Annotated in this window: 13 protein-coding genes, 1 tRNA gene and 3 pseudogenes; 7 read left to right on the top strand and 10 right to left on the bottom strand. The window is 52.8% G+C overall.

Translation table 11 applies throughout. The features are described from left to right. Positions 1-23: 23 nt before the first annotated feature. Positions 24-287: a hypothetical protein gene (locus ECL_RS18355; protein WP_015386469.1), complete on the bottom strand. Its 264-nt coding sequence runs from the start codon at positions 285-287 to the stop codon at positions 24-26. Between the two features lie 14 nt (positions 288-301). Between ECL_RS18355 and ECL_RS18350 the strand changes: the two genes are divergently transcribed. From ECL_RS18350 to ECL_RS18340, 3 genes and pseudogenes are all read left to right on the top strand, one after another. After that, complete coding sequence (locus ECL_RS18350; protein WP_004118209.1) at positions 302-565, top strand: transposase; 264 nt, start codon at positions 302-304, stop codon at positions 563-565. Continuing rightward, a pseudogene (locus tag ECL_RS18345) lies at positions 522-626 on the top strand (transposase domain-containing protein); the annotation flags it as partial. The gene ECL_RS18350 and the pseudogene ECL_RS18345, both read left to right, overlap by 44 nt. A gap of 184 nt (positions 627-810) precedes the next feature. Beyond that, a protein-coding gene (locus tag ECL_RS18340; protein WP_237707059.1) for an IS1 family transposase occupies positions 811-1,508 on the top strand; the annotation gives its coding sequence in 2 pieces (ribosomal slippage) (positions 811-1,060 and positions 1,060-1,508; 699 coding nt in all). A gap of 14 nt (positions 1,509-1,522) precedes the next feature. Here the strand turns inward: ECL_RS18340 and ECL_RS18335 are convergent. From ECL_RS18335 to ECL_RS18300, 8 genes and pseudogenes are all read right to left on the bottom strand, one after another. Further along, a pseudogene (locus ECL_RS18335) lies at positions 1,523-1,663 on the bottom strand (maltose acetyltransferase domain-containing protein); the annotation flags it as partial. A gap of 65 nt (positions 1,664-1,728) precedes the next feature. Then, positions 1,729-2,982, bottom strand: coding sequence for a lactose permease (gene lacY / locus ECL_RS18330; RefSeq protein ID WP_003846917.1), 1,254 nt, complete (start codon positions 2,980-2,982; stop codon positions 1,729-1,731). A gap of 51 nt (positions 2,983-3,033) precedes the next feature. Further along, the gene (lacZ, locus tag ECL_RS18325) at positions 3,034-6,102 is read right to left on the bottom strand and encodes a beta-galactosidase (RefSeq protein ID WP_013098161.1); all 3,069 of its coding nucleotides are present in this window, start codon (positions 6,100-6,102) and stop codon (positions 3,034-3,036) included. Positions 6,103-6,229: 127 nt separating this feature from the next. Then, positions 6,230-7,312, bottom strand: coding sequence for a DNA-binding transcriptional repressor LacI (gene lacI, locus ECL_RS18320; RefSeq protein ID WP_007851507.1), 1,083 nt, complete (start codon positions 7,310-7,312; stop codon positions 6,230-6,232). 236 nt (positions 7,313-7,548) lie between these two features. Then, a pseudogene (locus ECL_RS18315) lies at positions 7,549-7,770 on the bottom strand (transposase); the annotation flags it as partial. 143 nt (positions 7,771-7,913) lie between these two features. Then, positions 7,914-9,113 (bottom strand): tyrosine-type recombinase/integrase, encoded by a 1,200-nt coding sequence (locus ECL_RS18310; protein ID WP_007851503.1) that lies wholly within the window; start codon positions 9,111-9,113, stop codon positions 7,914-7,916. Positions 9,114-9,288: 175 nt separating this feature from the next. Then, a tRNA-Arg gene (locus ECL_RS18305) sits at positions 9,289-9,363 on the bottom strand. Positions 9,364-9,438: 75 nt separating this feature from the next. Continuing rightward, a complete protein-coding gene (locus ECL_RS18300) occupies positions 9,439-10,368 on the bottom strand; it encodes a formate/nitrite transporter family protein (protein ID WP_013098160.1) in 930 nt (309 codons plus the stop codon). A gap of 315 nt (positions 10,369-10,683) precedes the next feature. Here ECL_RS18300 and mlaA point away from each other — a divergent pair, with 315 nt between their 5' ends. Continuing rightward, positions 10,684-11,436: a phospholipid-binding lipoprotein MlaA gene (mlaA, locus tag ECL_RS18295; RefSeq protein WP_013098159.1), complete on the top strand. Its 753-nt coding sequence runs from the start codon at positions 10,684-10,686 to the stop codon at positions 11,434-11,436. Between the two features lie 45 nt (positions 11,437-11,481). On the opposite strand, the gene fadL is transcribed toward mlaA, so the two are convergent. Next, complete coding sequence (gene fadL / locus ECL_RS18290; protein WP_014832806.1) at positions 11,482-12,804, bottom strand: long-chain fatty acid transporter FadL; 1,323 nt, start codon at positions 12,802-12,804, stop codon at positions 11,482-11,484. 372 nt (positions 12,805-13,176) lie between these two features. Here fadL and ECL_RS18285 point away from each other — a divergent pair, with 372 nt between their 5' ends. The 3 genes from ECL_RS18285 (at position 13,177) to fadJ (ending at position 17,143) form a co-directional block, all read left to right on the top strand. Next, on the top strand, positions 13,177-13,461 hold the full coding sequence (locus ECL_RS18285; protein ID WP_013098157.1) for a YfcZ/YiiS family protein: 285 nt from the start codon (positions 13,177-13,179) through the stop codon (positions 13,459-13,461). A gap of 224 nt (positions 13,462-13,685) precedes the next feature. Beyond that, positions 13,686-14,996 (top strand): acetyl-CoA C-acyltransferase FadI, encoded by a 1,311-nt coding sequence (gene fadI / locus ECL_RS18280; protein ID WP_020690612.1) that lies wholly within the window; start codon positions 13,686-13,688, stop codon positions 14,994-14,996. Next, positions 14,996-17,143, top strand: coding sequence for a fatty acid oxidation complex subunit alpha FadJ (gene fadJ, locus ECL_RS18275; RefSeq protein WP_013098155.1), 2,148 nt, complete (start codon positions 14,996-14,998; stop codon positions 17,141-17,143). Before fadI ends, fadJ begins: the two co-directional genes overlap by 1 nt. Positions 17,144-17,236 lie beyond the last annotated feature (93 nt).

The following is a 17,236-nucleotide window of genomic DNA, read 5'->3' as shown; positions in this document are numbered from 1 at the left end:
TGCGTGTACCACAGGCGCCTCGATCAAACACCGATCCTCACGTTGTAGCCGAGTGCCCGCAGCCCCTTGCTCGTCTGCATGTTCCTTGACGGAAACTCGTCTGGGCGCGCCCAGACGACGATTTCCCCGAGGCTGCTCAGGCTAACGTGCGGAATTGCCCAGTCGTCGCTGCGGATCGCGTTCCAGAGTCGGGCCGAAACACTTCCGTTGCCCCAGACAACGTAGTTCAACAGTATCCGTCCGGCCAACACACCTTCCCGACACCGCCGCCGAAGGCCATGGCCCATCAAGCGGATTTTCCATGCGCCCTCAGCGCCGTACCTACAGCAAATCTTTCAAGGCTCAGGTCATTCAGGAGTGTTCTGAACCCGGTGCCTCCATCGCAAACATCGCCTTGGGCTACAGCCTCAATGCCAACCTCGATCACAAATGGATTCGGCTGCCTACCCAGAAAACCACGGCTATCCAGCCAGCGTTCATCCCGTTGCCTTCTCAAATGCTCGGCGTGGGTTCGCATACTCAAGCGCGCTGCTGCGATCATGAGTTTGATCCAGTCGGCCCGTAATAATGGGCACGATCCGTATGCCTATCTCAAGGATGTGCTGACACGGTTGCCGTCCCTGTAACAGCCTGAAGTTGACCTGGGTAATCAAATACCGGTGTAGTGATTAGGAAACAGGGCTCGGATAACATCATGGCGCAGGTCACCCTGATCTTGACCCTCCATCTCCGAACAGCTTTTGTATCTTAAGTTAACGATGTCCGCTGCCGGTATTCCCTCGGGGAGTGATATCCCAGCGCGCTGTGCGGGTGGCTTCCATTTCCATCAGATGTCCTTCCTGCTCCGCTACTGAAGGCGTGGTGCGTAACGGCAAAAGCACTGCCGGACATCAGCGCTATCTCTGCTCTCACTGCCGTAAAACATGGCAGCTCCAGTTCACTTACACCGCCTCTCAGCCCGGTACACACCAGAAAATTATTGATATGGCCATGAATGGCGTTGGATGCCGGGCAACCGCCCGCATTATGGGCGTTGGCCTCAACACGATTTTACGTCACTTAAAAAACTCAGGCCGCAGTCGGTAACCTCGCGCATACAACCGGGCAGTGATGTGATTGTCTGCGCTGAAATGGACGAACAGTGGGGCTACGTCGGTGCTAAATCACGTCAGCGCTGGCTGTTTTACGCGTATGACAGGATACGGAGGACGGTTGTGGCGCACGTCTTCGGTGAACGCACTCTGGCCACACTGGAGCGTCTTCTGAGCCTGCTGTCGGCCTTTGAGGTCGTGGTATGGATGACGGATGGCTGGCCGCTGTATGAACCCCGCCTGAAGGGAAAGCTGCACGTTATCAGCAAGCGTTACACTCAGCGCATTGAGCGACATAACCTGAATCTGAGACAACATCTGGCAAGGCTGGGACGGAAGTCACTGTCGTTCTCAAAATCGGTGGAGCTGCATGACAAGGTCATCGGGCATTATCTGAACATAAAAGACTATCAATAAGTTGGAGTCATTACCCTTTTTTCAACTTCTGATGGATGCGAGTGATTGAACTCATACATTAATGTTTTCCCACGAAGTCTTTTTTCAGGTAAGCCTTCGCACATATCGGTAAATAGCTTGCCTGCTTTTATTTTTTCTGTCATCGACATGTTCATTTTTAACATTCCGTCCTGATAAGTTGGTCGGATAAGGCGCTCGCGCCGTATCCGACATTAATTTCTTAAGCGACTTCATTCACCTGGCGACGCAGCAGAGAAAGTGGGCCGGGGCCGCTAAGCGTGAACACGGAAATTAAGGTGAAGCCCAGCGCCACCAGACCCAGCACCAGGTAAGCGCCCTGGAAACCGATGCTTTCATACATATTGCCCGCCAGAATAGACATAAAAATCATCGCCAGTTGCTTAAAGAAGCAGAAACAGACCAGATAAATCGTCGCTGAAAAACGCACTTCAAACTGGCTGGTAATATATTTAAAGCAGCCCACCAGCAGGAACGGTACTTCAAACATATGCAGCGTTTTCAGAATAACCACTTCCAGTGCTGAGGTAGCGAACGATGAGCCAATAATACGTACTGACATAATAGTGCCAGCCAGCAGCAGGGCGTTTTTCCCACCGATGCGATTAATGATCAGTGGCGCAAAAAACATAATCGAGGCGTTAAGTAATTCGCCCATTGTCGTTACGTAGCCAAATACCCGCGTACCCTGTTCACCGGTAGCAAAGAACGAAGTAAAGAAATTAGCAAACTGTTGGTCAAAAACATCGTAGGTGCAGGAAACGCCAATAACATACAGTGACAAAAACCACAGTTTTGGCTGTCTGAACAGTTCCAGCGCCAGCTTAAGGCTAAATGCCGAATGGTTGGCACCTACCGCATTGGCAACCGTGGCAGAAGAGGGCGCATCCGTTTTGGCGAAAAAGAGTAAAACGGCGAGGATGAATGCACAGCCAGAACCCAGCCAGAAAACAAACTGATTATTGATGGTGAACATGATGCCGACAATCGAGGCACACAGCGCCCAGCCAACACAGCCAAACATCCGCGCGCGACCATATTCGAAATTACTGCGACGGCTGACTTTCTCGATAAATGCCTCTACTGCTGGCGCACCGGCGTTAAAACAAAAGCCTAGATAAATACCACCAACAATCGATCCTACTAAAATGTTGTATTGTAACAGTGGCCCGAAGATAAAAATAAAGAACGGCGCAAACATCACTAACATGCCGGTAATAATCCACAGCAGGTATTTGCGCAGCCCGAGTTTGTCAGAAAGCAGACCAAACAGCGGTTGGAATAATAGCGAGAACAGAGAAATAGCGGCAAAAATAATACCCGTATCACTTTTGCTGATATGGTTGATGTCATGTAGCCAAATCGGGAAAAACGGGAAGTAGGCTCCCATGATAAAAAAGTAAAAGAAAAAGAATAAACCGAACATCCAAAAGTTTGTGTTTTTTAAATAGTACATAATGGATTTCCTTACGCGAAATACGGGCAGACATGGCCTGCCCGGTTATTATTATTTTTGACACCAGAGCAACTGGTAATGGTAGCTACCGGCGCTAAGGTGGAATTCCGCCGACACTGACGGGCTCCAGGAGTCGTCGCCACCAATCCCCATATGGAAACCGTCGATATTCAGCCATGTGCCTTCTTCCGCGTGCAGCAGATGGCGATGGCTGGTTTCCATCAGTTGCTGTTGACTGTAGCGGCTGATGTTGAACTGGAAGTCGCCGCGCCACTGGTGTGGGCCATAATTCAATTCGCGCGTCCCGCAGCGCAGACCGTTTTCGCTCGGGAAGACGTACGGGGTATACATGTCTGACAATGGCAGATCCCAGCGGTCAAAACAGGCCGCAGTAAGGCGGTCGGGATAGTTTTCTTGCGGCCCTAATCCGAGCCAGTTTACCCGCTCTGCTACCTGCGCCAGCTGGCAGGTCAGGCCAATCCGCGCCGGATGTGGCGTATTGCTCGCCACTTCAACATCAACGGTAATCGCCATTTGACCACTTCCATCAATCCGGTAGGTTTTCCGGCTGATAAATAAGGTTTTCCCCTGATGCTGCCACGCGTGGACCGTGGTAATCAGCACCGCGTCGGCAAGCGTATCTGCCGTGCACTGCAACAACGCTGCTTCGGCCTGGTAATGGCCCGCCGCCTTCCAGCGTTCGACCCAGGCGTTAGGGTCAATGCGGGTCGCTTCACTTACGCCAATGTCGTTATCCAGCGGTGCGCGGGTGAACTGATCGCGCAGCGGCGTCAGCAGTTGTTTTTTATCGCCAATCCACATCTGTGAAAGAAAGCCTGACTGGCGGTTAAATTGCCAACGCTTATTATCCAGCTCGATGCAAAAATCCGTTTCGCTGGTGGTCAGTTGCGGGATGGCGTGGGGCGCGGAGGGGAGTGTCACGCTGAGGTTTTCCGCCAGACGCCACTGCTGCCAGGCGCTGATGTGTCCGGCTGCTGACCATGTGGTCGCGTTCGGTTGCACTACGTGAACCGTTAGCCAGAGTTGTCCGGCGCTCTTCGGCTGCGGTAGTTCAGGCAGTTCAATCAACTGTTTACCTTGTGGAGCGACATCCAGAGGCACTTCACCGCTTGCCAGCGGCTTGCCATCCAGCGCCACCATCCAGTGCAGGAGCTCGTTATCGCTATGACGGAACAGGTATTCGCTGGTCACTTCGATGGTTCGCCCGGATAAACTGAACTGGAAAAACTGCTGCTGGTGTTTTGCTTCCGTCAGCGCCGGATGCGGCGTGCGGTCGGCAAAGACCAGACCGTTCATGCAGAACTGGCGATCATTCGGCTTATCGCCAAAATCACCGCCGTAAGCCGACCACGGATTGCCATTTTCATCATATTTAATCAGCGACTGATCCACCCAGTCCCAGACGAAGCCGCCCTGTAAACGGGGGTACTGACGAAACGCCTGCCAGTATTTAGCGAAGCCGCCAAGACTGTTACCCATCGCGTGGGCGTATTCGCAAAGGATCAGCGGGCGCGTCTCTCCAGGCAACGAAAGCCATTTTTTGATGGACCATTTCGGCACAGCCGGGAAGGGCTGGTCTTCATCCACGCGCGCGTACATCGGGCAAATAATATCGGTTGCGAAGGTGTCGGCTCCGCCGCCTTCATACTGTACCGGGCGGGAAGGATCGACAGATTTGATCCAGCGATAGAGTGCGTCGTGATTAGCGCCGTGGCCTGATTCATTCCCCAGCGACCAGATGATCACACTCGGGTGATTACGATCGCGCTGCACCATTCGCGTTACGCGTTCGCTCATCGCGGGTAGCCAGCGCGGATCATCGGTCAGACGATTCATTGGCACCATGCCGTGGGTTTCAATGTTGGCTTCATCCACCACATACAGGCCGTAGTGGTCGCACAGCGTGTACCACAGCGGATGGTTCGGATAATGCGAACAGCGCACGGCGTTAAAGTTGTTCTGCTTCATCAGCAGGATATCCTGCACCATCGTCTGCTCATCCATGACCTGACCATGCAGAGGATGATGCTCGTGACGGTTAACGCCGCGAATCAGCAACGGCTTGCCGTTCAGCAGCAGCAGACCATTTTCAATCCGCACCTCGCGGAAACCGACATCGCAGGCTTCTGCTTCAATCAGCGTGCCGTCGGCGGTGTGCAGTTCAACCACCGCACGATAGAGATTCGGGATTTCGGCGCTCCACAGTTTCGGGTTTTCGACGTTCAGACGTAGGGTGACGTGATCGGCATAACCACCACGCTCATCGATAATTTCACCGCCGAAAGGCGCGGTGCCGCTGGCGACCTGCGTTTCACCCTGCCACAAAGAAACCGTCACCCGCAGCTCATCGCGCAGCTCGCCGTACATCTGAACGTCTGCCTCCAGTACAGCGCGGCTGAAATCATCATTAAAGTGAGTGGCTACATGGAAATCGCTGATTTGCGTGCTCGGTTTATGCAGCAACGAGACGTCACGGAAAATGCCGCTCATCCGCCACATATCCTGATCTTCCAGATAACTGCCGTCACTCCAGCGCAGCACCATCACCGCGAGGCGGTTTTCTCCGGCGTGTAAAAATGCGCTCAGGTCAAATTCAGACGGCAAACGACTGTCCTGTCCGTAACCGACCCAGCGCCCGTTGCACCACAAATGAAACGCCGAGTTAACACCATCAAAAATAATTCGCGTCTGGCCTTCCTGTAGCCAGCTTTCATCAACATTAAATGTGAGCGAGTAACAACCCGTCGGATTCTCCGTGGGAACATACGGCGGATTGACCGCAATGGGATAGGTCACGTTGGTGTAGATAGGCGCATCGTAACCGTGCATCTGCCAGTTTGAGGGGACGATGACAGTATCGGCGTCAGGAAGATCGCGCTCCAGCCAGCTTTCTGGTACCGCTTCTGGTGCCGGAAACCAGGCAAAGCGCCATTCACCATTCAGGCTGCGCGACTCTTGGGAAGGGCGATCGGTGCGAGCCTCTTCGCTATTACGCCAGCTGGCGAAAGGGGGATGTGCCGCAAGGCGATTAAGTTGGGTAACGCCAGGGTTTTCCCAGTCACGACGTTGTAATACGACGGCCAGTGAATCCGTAATCATTGTCTTAGTTGTATCCTGCGTGAATTGTTATCCGCTCACATTTTCGCATAACATACGAGCCGGACACATAGAGTGTAAAGCCTGGGGTGCCTAATGAGTGAGCTGACTCACATTAATTGCGTTGCGCTCACTGCCCGCTTTCAAGTCGGGAAACTTGTCGTGCCAGCTGCATTAAGGAATCTGCCAACGTGCGGGGAGAGGTGGTTTGCGTATTGGGCGCCAGGGTGGTTTTTCTTTTCACCAGTGAGACGGGCAACAGCTGATTGCTCTTCACCGCCTGGCCCTGAGAGAGTTTCAGCAAGCGGTCCACGCTGGTTTGCCCCAGCAGGCGAAAATCCTGTTTGATGGTGGTTAACGGCGGGATATAACACGAGCTGTCTTCGGTATCGTCGTATCCCACTACCGAGATATCCGCACCAACGCGCAACCCGGACTCGGTAATGGCGCGCATTGCGCCCAGCGCCATCTGATCGTTGGCAACCAGCATCGCAGTGGGAACGATGCCCTCATTTAGCATTTGCATGGTTTGTTGAAAACCGGACATGGCACTCCAGTCGCCTTCCCGTTCCGCTATCGGATGAATTTGATTGCGAGTGAGATATTTATGCCAGCCCGCCAGACGCAGACGCGCCGAGACAGAACTTAATGGGCCCGCTAACAGCGCGATTTGCTGGTGACCCAATGCGACCAGATGCTCCACGCCCAGTCGCGTACCGTCTTCATGGGAGAAAATAATACTGTTGATGGGAGTCTGGTCAGAGACATCAAGAAATAACGCCGGAACATTAGCGCAGGCAGCTTCCACAGCAATGGCATCCTGGTCATCCAGCGGATAGTTAATGATCAGCCCACTGACGCGTTGCGCGAGAAGATTGTGCACCGCCGCTTTACAGGCTTCGACGCCGCTTCGTTCTACCATCGACACCACCACGCTGGCACCCAGTTGATCGGCGCGAGATTTAATCGCCGCGACAATTTGCGACGGCGCGTGCAGGGCCAGACTGGAGGTAGCAACGCCAATCAGCAACGACTGTTTCCCCGCCAGTTGTTGTGCCACGCGGTTGGGAATGTAGTTCAGCTGCGCCATCGCCGCTTCCACCTTTTCCCGCGTTTTCGCAGAGACGTGGCTGGCCTGGTTCACCACGCGGGAAACGGTCTGATAAGAGACACCGGCATACTCTGCGACATCGTATAGCGTTACTGGTTTCACATTTACCACCCTGAATTGACTCTCTTCGGGTGCTATCATGCCATACCACGAAATGTTTTGCGCCATTCGGAGGGGGCACGCCGAAGTGAGATTCAAAATGCCGACGTCAGTTCACAGGTGGGTAATGATACCAACGTGTTGATTTCGTATTTTCACTGACACCAGGATCATCCTGATGTTACAAGGATTGAATGACTACAGATTAAAATAGTCATCAACAGGTTGACAGCATTACCGGTAACCCGTTTCAGCTCTTTCTGGAGACGGCGGATCTCGGCCTGAGCATCTGACTGTTCTTTATTAGTGGAAGAATCCGGACCGTACTTCTTTATCCATGCATAAAGGCTGTGGGTGGTGATATCGAGACGTGTTGCAACGCTGGAAACAGAATAACCGCGATCAACAACCTGTTTGACTGCTTCAGTTTTAAACTCTTCGGGATAACGCTTACCGCTCATGGGCACCTCTCTTTAAGCCATCTTAAATGACTCTGAGGTGTCTGTTAAACCCGTGGCGATTCATTTTAGGCATAAAAAAAGACCTCAGTTGAGGTCTATTTACATACTGTTGGTGCGAAGGCCGAACTCGAATCGGCTCTTCATTAACTAACTCTGGCAACGTTTCCATCCAATCGCAATCCATCCAAATAGTCCCCATACCACTGCATCATCTCTTTCCTCCCTTCAAGATACTGCGCATGGTTATAGGTCCCGCGAATCGCGTTCTTGTCCACATGCGCGAGCTGGGTCTCAATCCAAGCAGTGTTGAATCCTTCCTCATGCAAGATTGTGCTCATGGTGTGACGAAAACCATGTCCGGTTGCTCTCTTATCGTAACCAATCCTTTTAATAACCATATTGATGCTGGCTTCGCTCATTGGTTTATTAACATCGTTTCGACCTGCAAAGATAAACTGGTAAGTACCGGTCAATTGCTTTAGTTGCCGAAGTGCTGCTAAGGATTGAGCAGAAAGGGGCACTATGTGGGGTCGCCTCATCTTCATTCTACTTTTCGGTATTTCCCAGATATGGTTTTCGAAGTCGATTTCACTCCATTCTGCCATACGTAATTCGACGGTTCGTAAGCCCGTAAGCATGAGTAGTCGGGTCGCCAGAAGCGTTACTAGACTGCCGGTGTATTGTGAAAGCTTTTGTAAAAACTCGGGTAGCTCAGCAGCAGTAAGAAAGGGATAATGTTGTTTCTCGTACCCCTGTAAAGCACTACCAAGATCAGCCGCAGGGTTGTACTCGGCTCGGCCAGTAACAATAGCGTAACGGAACACTTCGCTACAACGTTGGCGCACTTTACTGGCAAGCTCCGGCGCACCTCGCTTTTCCATACGCTGCAATACAGACAGAAGCTCCAGTGGCTTTATCTCATTAACCGGCTGCGATCCAACAAAGGGAAATACATTGTTTTTGAAGGCCCGGTTAACATAGTCAGCGTAGTTTTTTGACCAGCCAGAAACTTTTGCGTTGTACCACTCAACCGCTATCGCTTCAAAAGTATTCGTAACCGATAGTTTTTGGGCAAGTAGTTCGGCTTTTTTAACTTCACCGGGATCTTTATCATTTGCCAATGTTTTTCTCGCTTCATCGCGCTTAGTGCGGGCTTCCGCAAGTGAGATGTCAGGATAGGTTCCGAACGAGAGTTTTTTCTCTTTACCGGCAAATCGATACTTCATTCGCCAGTACTTTGAACCGTTAGTATTGACCATGAGATAGAGCCCTCCGCCATCAGCGAGTTTATAGGCTTTATCTCTGGGCTTTGCAGTCTCGACCTGACGAGCATTCAGTGGCATTTGGGGGCCTCATTTTCCGTTGAACAGGATAAGCCCCCACTTAGGCCCCCAAACGTTTATTGATTCACGTAGATATGGGTAGACTTCAGTTGACGTCGCATAGCCTGAGAAGAGGGGTTATGGCTGATTATAAAAGGTTTTTATTGAATTCGGTAGACATCAGGAGAGTTATATCTGGTGTCCCCTGCAGGAATCGAACCTGCAACTAGCCCTTAGGAGGGGCTCGTTATATCCATTTAACTAAGGGGACGAGGCGGCACGAGTATACCGTTATTTACACTTTGCGTTAAGCGCATTGCCGCCCGACTGCTCAAAGAGTCACCATTCAGGCCGATTTATTTGCCGACTTTTCATCATTTTCCTGCGCTTTCAGCTCGGCTTTACGCTTATTAGACATGTCGTTACGGATCTGGGCATGACTCAACAGCGCAAAAATAAAGGTTCCGCCGCAGATGTTGCCCGCAAGCGTGGGCAGTGCAAATGGCCAGAAGAAATCGGTCCAGTGAAGCGTGCCGTTAAACACCAGATAGAGGATTTCTACAGTACCCACCACGATATGGGTGGTGTCGGCCAGCGCAATCAGCCACGTCATTAATATGATTACCACAATTTTGGCGCTGCCTGCAGACGGGAACATCCAGACCATTGTCGCGATAATCCAGCCAGAGATAATGGCGTTAGAGAACATCTCCACGGGCGTGTTTTTCATCACATCCATACCGATTTTCACAAACGCATCCCGGGTGGGTTCATCAAATATCGGCATATATTCAAACGCCCAGGCGGCGATACCCGTGCCGATGAGGTTGCCCAGCAGGACCACGCTCCACAGACGCATCAGTAAGCCAAAGTTACCCAGGGTCGGGTTTTGCATGACCGGCAGAACGGCGGTGACCGTGTTTTCAGTAAAAAGCTGCTGGCGGGCCATAATGACGATGATAAAGCCGAAGGTGTAGCCCAGGTTCTCCAGCAAAAAGCCACCGGGTACACCTTCAAGCTGCACATGGAAAATACCCTTCGCAAGTAACGATGCCCCCATGGAGAGGCCTGCCGCGATAGCGGACCACAGCAGGGCCATGGCATCGCGCTCCATCTCCTTTTCTCCATCCTGACGGATATGTTCATGGATCGCCATCGCGCGGGAGGGAAGGCGATCTTCATCAATCTCTATCTTTTCACCGCGCTCTTTTTCCTCGCTCTCAATTTCAAGTTCTTCATTGCTCTCGCCAATTTTCTCTTCGCCCACGTCTTTCATAACCGCTCCAGTTGGGTGTTCTTTCTTTTAAGCGTAGCGGCTTTTAACAAAATGCCCGTGGGGATGCTCTTAAAGTGAGGGTAATGGCAACAAAGGTGAGACATCTCATTCAAAGCCATTATAAAATTGCCAGCGAAACGAATTCTAAAAGACAGGCTATGCTGAGATCAGAGTGACGGTGGTTACTGCCCGTAATTGTGCTCATAGACATCGGTAAACGTGCTGATACAATCACTTGCACGTTTACAGACGGAGCATCAAATGCTCCGTTACGGATGGCAATCAACGATAGCCATACTGAACAGGGAGAATTTTATGAAACTTCGGCTGTCGGCGCTTGCGCTGGGCGCGACGATGCTTGTGGGCTGCGCCAGCTCCGGGGAGCAAACGGGACGCTCCGATCCTCTCGAAGGATTTAACCGCTCAATGTATAGCTTCAACTATAACGTGCTGGATCCGTATGTGGTTCGCCCGGTGGCGGTTGCATGGCGTGATTATGTTCCCCAGCCTGCGCGTAACGGGTTGAGCAATTTCACCAGTAACCTTGAAGAGCCAGCGGTGATGGTCAACTACTTCCTGCAAGGCGATCCGTATCAGGGGATGGTGCACTTTACTCGCTTCTTCCTGAACTCCCTGCTGGGGATGGGGGGCTTTATCGATGTCGCCGGCATGGCGAACCCGAAACTGCAGCGTGAACAGCCGCACCGCTTCGGGAGTACGCTGGGTCATTATGGCGTCGGTTACGGCCCTTACGTTCATCTGCCGTTCTATGGCAGCTTCACCGTGCGTGATGATGGCGGTGATATGGTGGATACGCTGTATCCGGTTCTTTCGTGGCTGACCTGGCCGCTGTCGATTGGTAAATGGACGGTAGAAGGGATTGAAACACGTGCACAACTGCTCGATTCCGACGGTCTGCTGCGTCAGTCTTCCGATCCATACATCATGGTGCGTGAAGCTTACTTCCAGAATCATGACTTTATTGCCAATGGTGGCAAGCTGAAGCCGGAAGAGAATCCAAACGCGAAGGCAATCGAGAACGAATTAAAAGATATCGATTCGGAATAAATAAAAAAGGTGAGCGATGCTCACCTTTTTTGATCCCTGCGCGAATTAGAACGCGTAGTTGAAGTTCAGGCCATACAGCCAGGCTTTACCTTCGGAAGAGAACTCATACGGACCTTCCTTGAAGCTGACTTTTTGACCGTGCATATACGAAACACCTGCATCGACAGAGGCATCTTTGTTGAATGCATAGGTCGCACCGGCGCTCAGCCAGAAGCGGTCCTGATCCGGAATGGAGATAGAACGTTTGTCAGCCGGAACCGGGCTATCATCGAAGGCAATACCGGTACGGAACGTCCAGTTGTCATCCATATAGTAGGTGGTACCCAGCGCGATGCGGTAGGCATCACGGAAGCTTTCATCTTTATAGAACAGCGTGTCGCCTTTGCTGTTGGTCGCTTTCAGCTCCTGGAACTGGCTCCAGCTGGTGTAGGTCAGGCTATAGTGAATCGCCCACTGTGGTGCCACGCGGTTATAACCGGACAATTCCCACATTTCCGGTAAGTGCAGACTCAGAGAACCGCCAGTGGTACGGCCATCGGTGCCCATTGGCAGGCCGAAGGTGCCGAGGATCTGGTTATAAGCAGAAGGCAGGCTGCTCTTGTAGTCGCCGTCAAAGTCGATTTTCACTTCGGAACGGTAGGTGAAACCGTAACGGTTGTTTTTATCGAGTTCATAAAGGATACCGGCGTTCCAGCCAAAGCCCCACTCGTCACCCTTCAGATAGGCGATCTGGGTGTCTGCCGGGATCCCTGCAACCTGTTGTGCCAGAGGCGGGGGCAGTGCGCCGGAGCCCGCAACGATTTTGCCGAGATCGCCCGCGTAACGTTCGATTTTCGCTTTAGCGTAAACGGCATCAAAGCCAACGCCGAAGCTCCAGTTACTGTTCAGACGGTAAGCACCGCTCAGGTTCAGGTTCAGAGTCTCAAGGTCGGTTTTACCGCCATAGGCTCCTGCTGCGTAGTCGTTATTAAACTCGGTCGCTAAACCATAGTTAGAGGTTACGGATGCACCCCAGCCAAACTGGTCGTTGATTGGCGCGACGAAGTGCAGGTTTGGCACCCATGCCGTTGGCGCGATGTTATCGGAATTCAGGCTGGCTCCGCTTGGGGAACGGCCCGTAATATCCACACCCGGATCAACAAAGATGGCGCCCGCTGAGAACGTTGGGCGATCAAACATCATGATCAGCGCAGGGTTACGACTGGCGTTACCTGCATCATCAGCAATTGCACCTTCCCCGGAATACGCACGGCCAAGGCCAGAGGAAGAAAATTCGTTTAACTGGAAGCCCGCTGACCAGGCGGACGTAGAGACGATTGCCACTGCGACTGCCAGCGCAGTCTTGTTGAACAGGGTTTTCTGGCTCATGACCATAACCTCATTGAGTTATTTTTATTCAATAATTGTTACATACCGTAACAGGAGCGCGAAGTGTAGGGTCTGAGGTATGACTTACAAATCAGACCAGTGGCCAGAGTATAGGTCTGACCAGCTAGAATGTTGCAAGTTTGTTTATTAATATTTTCAAACATGTTTCTTGAAACGAGATCTGGTTGGCAAAAATGTGACCATCACGACTCACCCAAAAGGGCGAATTTTGTTTTAGATCATTTTTTAGTGTGATATTGGTCACTTATCCCGTTTTGCGCCATTAACGGCTGGAGAGCGTCTGCATCGGGGCGTAAAATATCAGCATTGTGTTTGTCTCGCGTCCTGCGCGAATACAGAGGAAATTGAGATATGAGTAAATGCAGTGCTGATGAAACCCCGGTTTGCTGCTGTATGGATGTTGGTACCATCATGGACAACTCCGATTGCACCGCCTCTTACAGCCGCGTGTTCACCAACCGTGCCGAAGCGGAAGAAACCCTGGCGGCGCTGAGCAAGCGCGCGCGCGACGTAGAATCCGATCCGTGTGAAATCAAGTCCACCTACACGGAAGTGGACGGCGGCGTGAAGCTGGATATCGACTTTATCTTCGCCTGCGAAGCTGAAACGCTGATTTTCCAACTCGGTCTGCGTTAATCTCTGCGGCCTGATGCCCTCTCCTACGGGTGAGGGTGCAAACACTCAAAACGGTAACCTCTGGGTTACCGTTTTGTTTTTACCTCGGGGCATTTTCTTTTTTCTTCTCTGTGTTTTAGTTCGCATTTTTTCGTTTCCTCAATTGGCTGAATGTAAAAAAATGGTTAAGACTATTTATCAGGTCAGACCACTTTATGTTTGCAAAATTTTTACAGGGGAATGTTATGAGTCAGGCATTACCGCTTATCACCCGACAAGGTGACCGCATTGCCATTGTCAGTGGATTGCGTACGCCGTTTGCGCGTCAGGCGACAGCGTTTCACGGCATACCGGCCGTCGATCTGGGGAAAATGGTGGTGGGGGAGATGCTGGCTCGCAGCGAAATACCGCCTGATGTCATTGAGCAGCTGGTTTTTGGCCAGGTTGTTCAGATGCCAGAAGCCCCGAACATTGCACGAGAAATTGTCCTTGGCACCGGAATGAACGTGCATACGGATGCTTACAGCGTCAGCCGTGCGTGTGCAACCAGCTTTCAGGCGGTGGCAAACGTGGCCGAAAGCCTGATGGCGGGCACCATTCGCGCGGGGATCGCCGGCGGGGCAGACTCATCCTCCGTGCTGCCGATAGGGGTTAGTAAAAAGCTGGCCCGCATTCTGGTGGATGCAAATAAAGCGCGCACCGCCGGGCAAAAACTTAAGCTCTTCTCGCGTTTACGCCTTCGTGACCTGATGCCGGTTCCACCTGCGGTGGCTGAATACTCCACCGGCCTGCGCATGGGCGACACCGCCGAGCAGATGGCCAAAACCTACGGCATTACCCGGGAGCAGCAGGATGCGCTGGCTCACCGTTCCCATCAGCTGGCGGCGAAAGCCTGGTCGGAAGGCAAGCTGAACGACGAGGTGATGACCGCGTATATCCCGCCTTATCGCGAACCGCTGGTGGAAGATAACAACATTCGTGGCACCTCGACGCTGGCGGACTATGCCAGACTGCGTCCGGCATTCGACCGCAAACACGGCACCGTTACGGCCGCCAACAGTACTCCGCTGACGGATGGTGCTGCCGCGGTGATCCTGATGACCGAATCGCGAGCCAAAGAGCTGGGCCTTACTCCGCTCGGTTATCTGCGCAGCTACGCGTTCACGGCGATCGACGTCTGGCAGGACATGCTGTTAGGCCCGGCCTGGTCCACGCCGCTGGCGCTGGATCGCGCAGGGTTGACCCTCGCTGATTTAACGCTGATTGATATGCACGAGGCCTTTGCCGCACAAACCCTGGCCAATGTCCAGCTACTGGCCAGCGAACGTTTTGCTCGCGATGTCCTTGGCCGCGCCCATGCCACTGGAGAAGTGGATCAAAGCAAATTTAACGTACTGGGCGGCTCTATCGCCTACGGTCATCCGTTTGCGGCGACGGGCGCAAGGATGATCACCCAAACATTACATGAGTTACGTCGCCGTGGCGGCGGTTTTGGCCTCGTCACCGCCTGCGCGGCGGGCGGTCTTGGGGCAGCAATGGTTCTGGAGGCTGAATAATGGCAATGGCATCTGCATTTAATCTGACGGTTCGCCTCGATAACGTGGCTGTGATTACCATTGATGTCCCCGACGAAAAGATGAATACCCTGAAGGCGGAATTTGGCGTTCAGGTGCGCGAGATGTTAAAGCAGATCCGCGAGAACAAAGCGATTCGCGGCCTGGTGTTTATCTCGGCCAAGCCAGACAACTTTATTGCTGGGGCCGATATCAACATGATCGCCCGGGCGCAAAGCGCGCAGGAGGCGGAAGATCTGGCGCGCCAGGGGCAGCAGGTGATGGCGGAGATCCATTCGCTGCCGATCCCGGCGATCGCCGCGATCCACGGTGCATGCCTGGGCGGTGGGCTGGAGCTGGCGCTGGCCTGTCACAGTCGTATTTGTACTGACGACGCGAAAACCGTTCTTGGGTTGCCGGAAGTACAGCTTGGGCTGCTTCCCGGCTCCGGTGGAACGCAGCGTCTGCCGCGGCTGGTTGGCGTTAGTACAGCGCTGGAGATGATCTTAACCGGCAAACAGCTGCGCGCCCGTCAGGCGCTGAAAGCGGGGCTGGTTGATGACGTCGTTCCGCATTCCATTTTGCTGGAAGCCGCCGTAGAGCTGGCGCTGAAGGGACGTCAGGCAAGACGTGCTCTGCCGGTACGTGAGCGCGTCCTGGCCGGGCCGCTGGGGCGGGCGCTGCTGTTTAGCATGGTGGGCAAGAAAACCGAACAAAAGACCAAAGGCAACTATCCGGCGACGAAGCGCATTCTTGAGGTGATTGAAACCGGGTTGTCGCAGGGCAGCAGCAGCGGTTATGCCGCGGAGGCAAAAGCCTTTGGTGAACTGGCGATGACGCCGCAATCGCAGGCGTTGCGCAGCATCTTCTTTGCCAGCACTGACGTTAAAAAAGATCCGGGCAGTGACGCGGAACCTGCACCGCTCAAAGCCGTTGGCGTTCTCGGGGGCGGACTGATGGGCGGTGGTATTGCGTTTGTTACAGCCAGCAAAGCCAAATTGCCCGTACGTATCAAAGACATCAACCCGAAAGGGATCAACCACGCACTGCAGTACAGCTGGCAGAACCTTGATCGGAAGGTTAAACGCCGCCATATCAAGGCAAGCGAGCGGGATAAAACCGTGGCCATGATCAGCGGCACTACGGACTACCGTGGTTTTGCCCATCGCGATCTGGTCATTGAAGCGGTGTTTGAAGATCTGGCGCTTAAGCAGCAGATGGTTGCGGACGTTGAGCAACATTGTGCGCCGCACACGATTTTCGCCTCGAATACCTCTTCATTACCGATCGGTGATATCGCAGCGAAAGCCGCGCGTCCTGAGCAGGTGATTGGCCTGCACTTTTTTAGTCCGGTTGAAAAAATGCCGCTGGTTGAAGTTATTCCACACGCGTCAACCAGCCCGCAGACTGTCTCTACGGTAGTGAAACTGGCGAAAATGCAGGGCAAAACCCCGATCGTCGTGGCAGATAAAGCGGGTTTCTACGTCAACCGAATTCTGGCGCCGTATATCAACGAAGCGATGCGCCTGCTGGTGGAAGGGGAGAAGATCGAACACGTCGACGAGGCGCTGGTCAAGTTTGGTTTCCCCGTTGGCCCAATCCAACTTTTGGATGAGGTAGGAATAGACACCGGCACTAAAATTATACCTGTGCTGGAGGCCGCATATGGCGAGCGTTTTAGCCCGCCTGCAAACATTGTTTCTGCAATTTTGAAGGACGATCGCAAAGGCAGAAAAAATGAACGCGGTTTCTATCTTTACCGCGCAAAAGGGCGTAAAAGCAAGAAACAGGTCGACCCTTCGGTCTATGGGCTTATCCCAACAACCGGACAGGCGAAACTGTCTGCCGTTCAGTGTGCTGAACGCTGTGTGATGATGATGCTTAATGAAGCCGCACGCTGTTTTGGCGAGCAGGTGATTAAAAGCGCACGCGATGGCGATATTGGCGCCGTATTTGGTATTGGTTTCCCGCCGTTCCTTGGCGGCCCGTTCCGTTACATGGACAACCTCGGAGCGGGTGAAGTGGTTGCGATTCTGCAACGTCTTGCCACGCAGTATGGTCCCCGGTTTACACCCTGTGACGAATTATTGCAGATGGCGGAACGGGGCCAGACATTTTGGCCAGCAAGGGAAACTGTCCTCGTAAGTTGAGGTCAAAGAAGGGTAAATCCGGCGGTGAATGAATCTGATTTGGCGATTTTGTAAACAGAGATTGACTATACTTACGCCATTGAGGTAAAAAAC

This window comes from Enterobacter cloacae subsp. cloacae ATCC 13047 (assembly GCF_000025565.1).
GTDB classification, from domain to species: Bacteria; Pseudomonadota; Gammaproteobacteria; order Enterobacterales; family Enterobacteriaceae; genus Enterobacter; species Enterobacter cloacae.
This window is presented reverse-complemented; position numbering and strand designations above follow the sequence as displayed.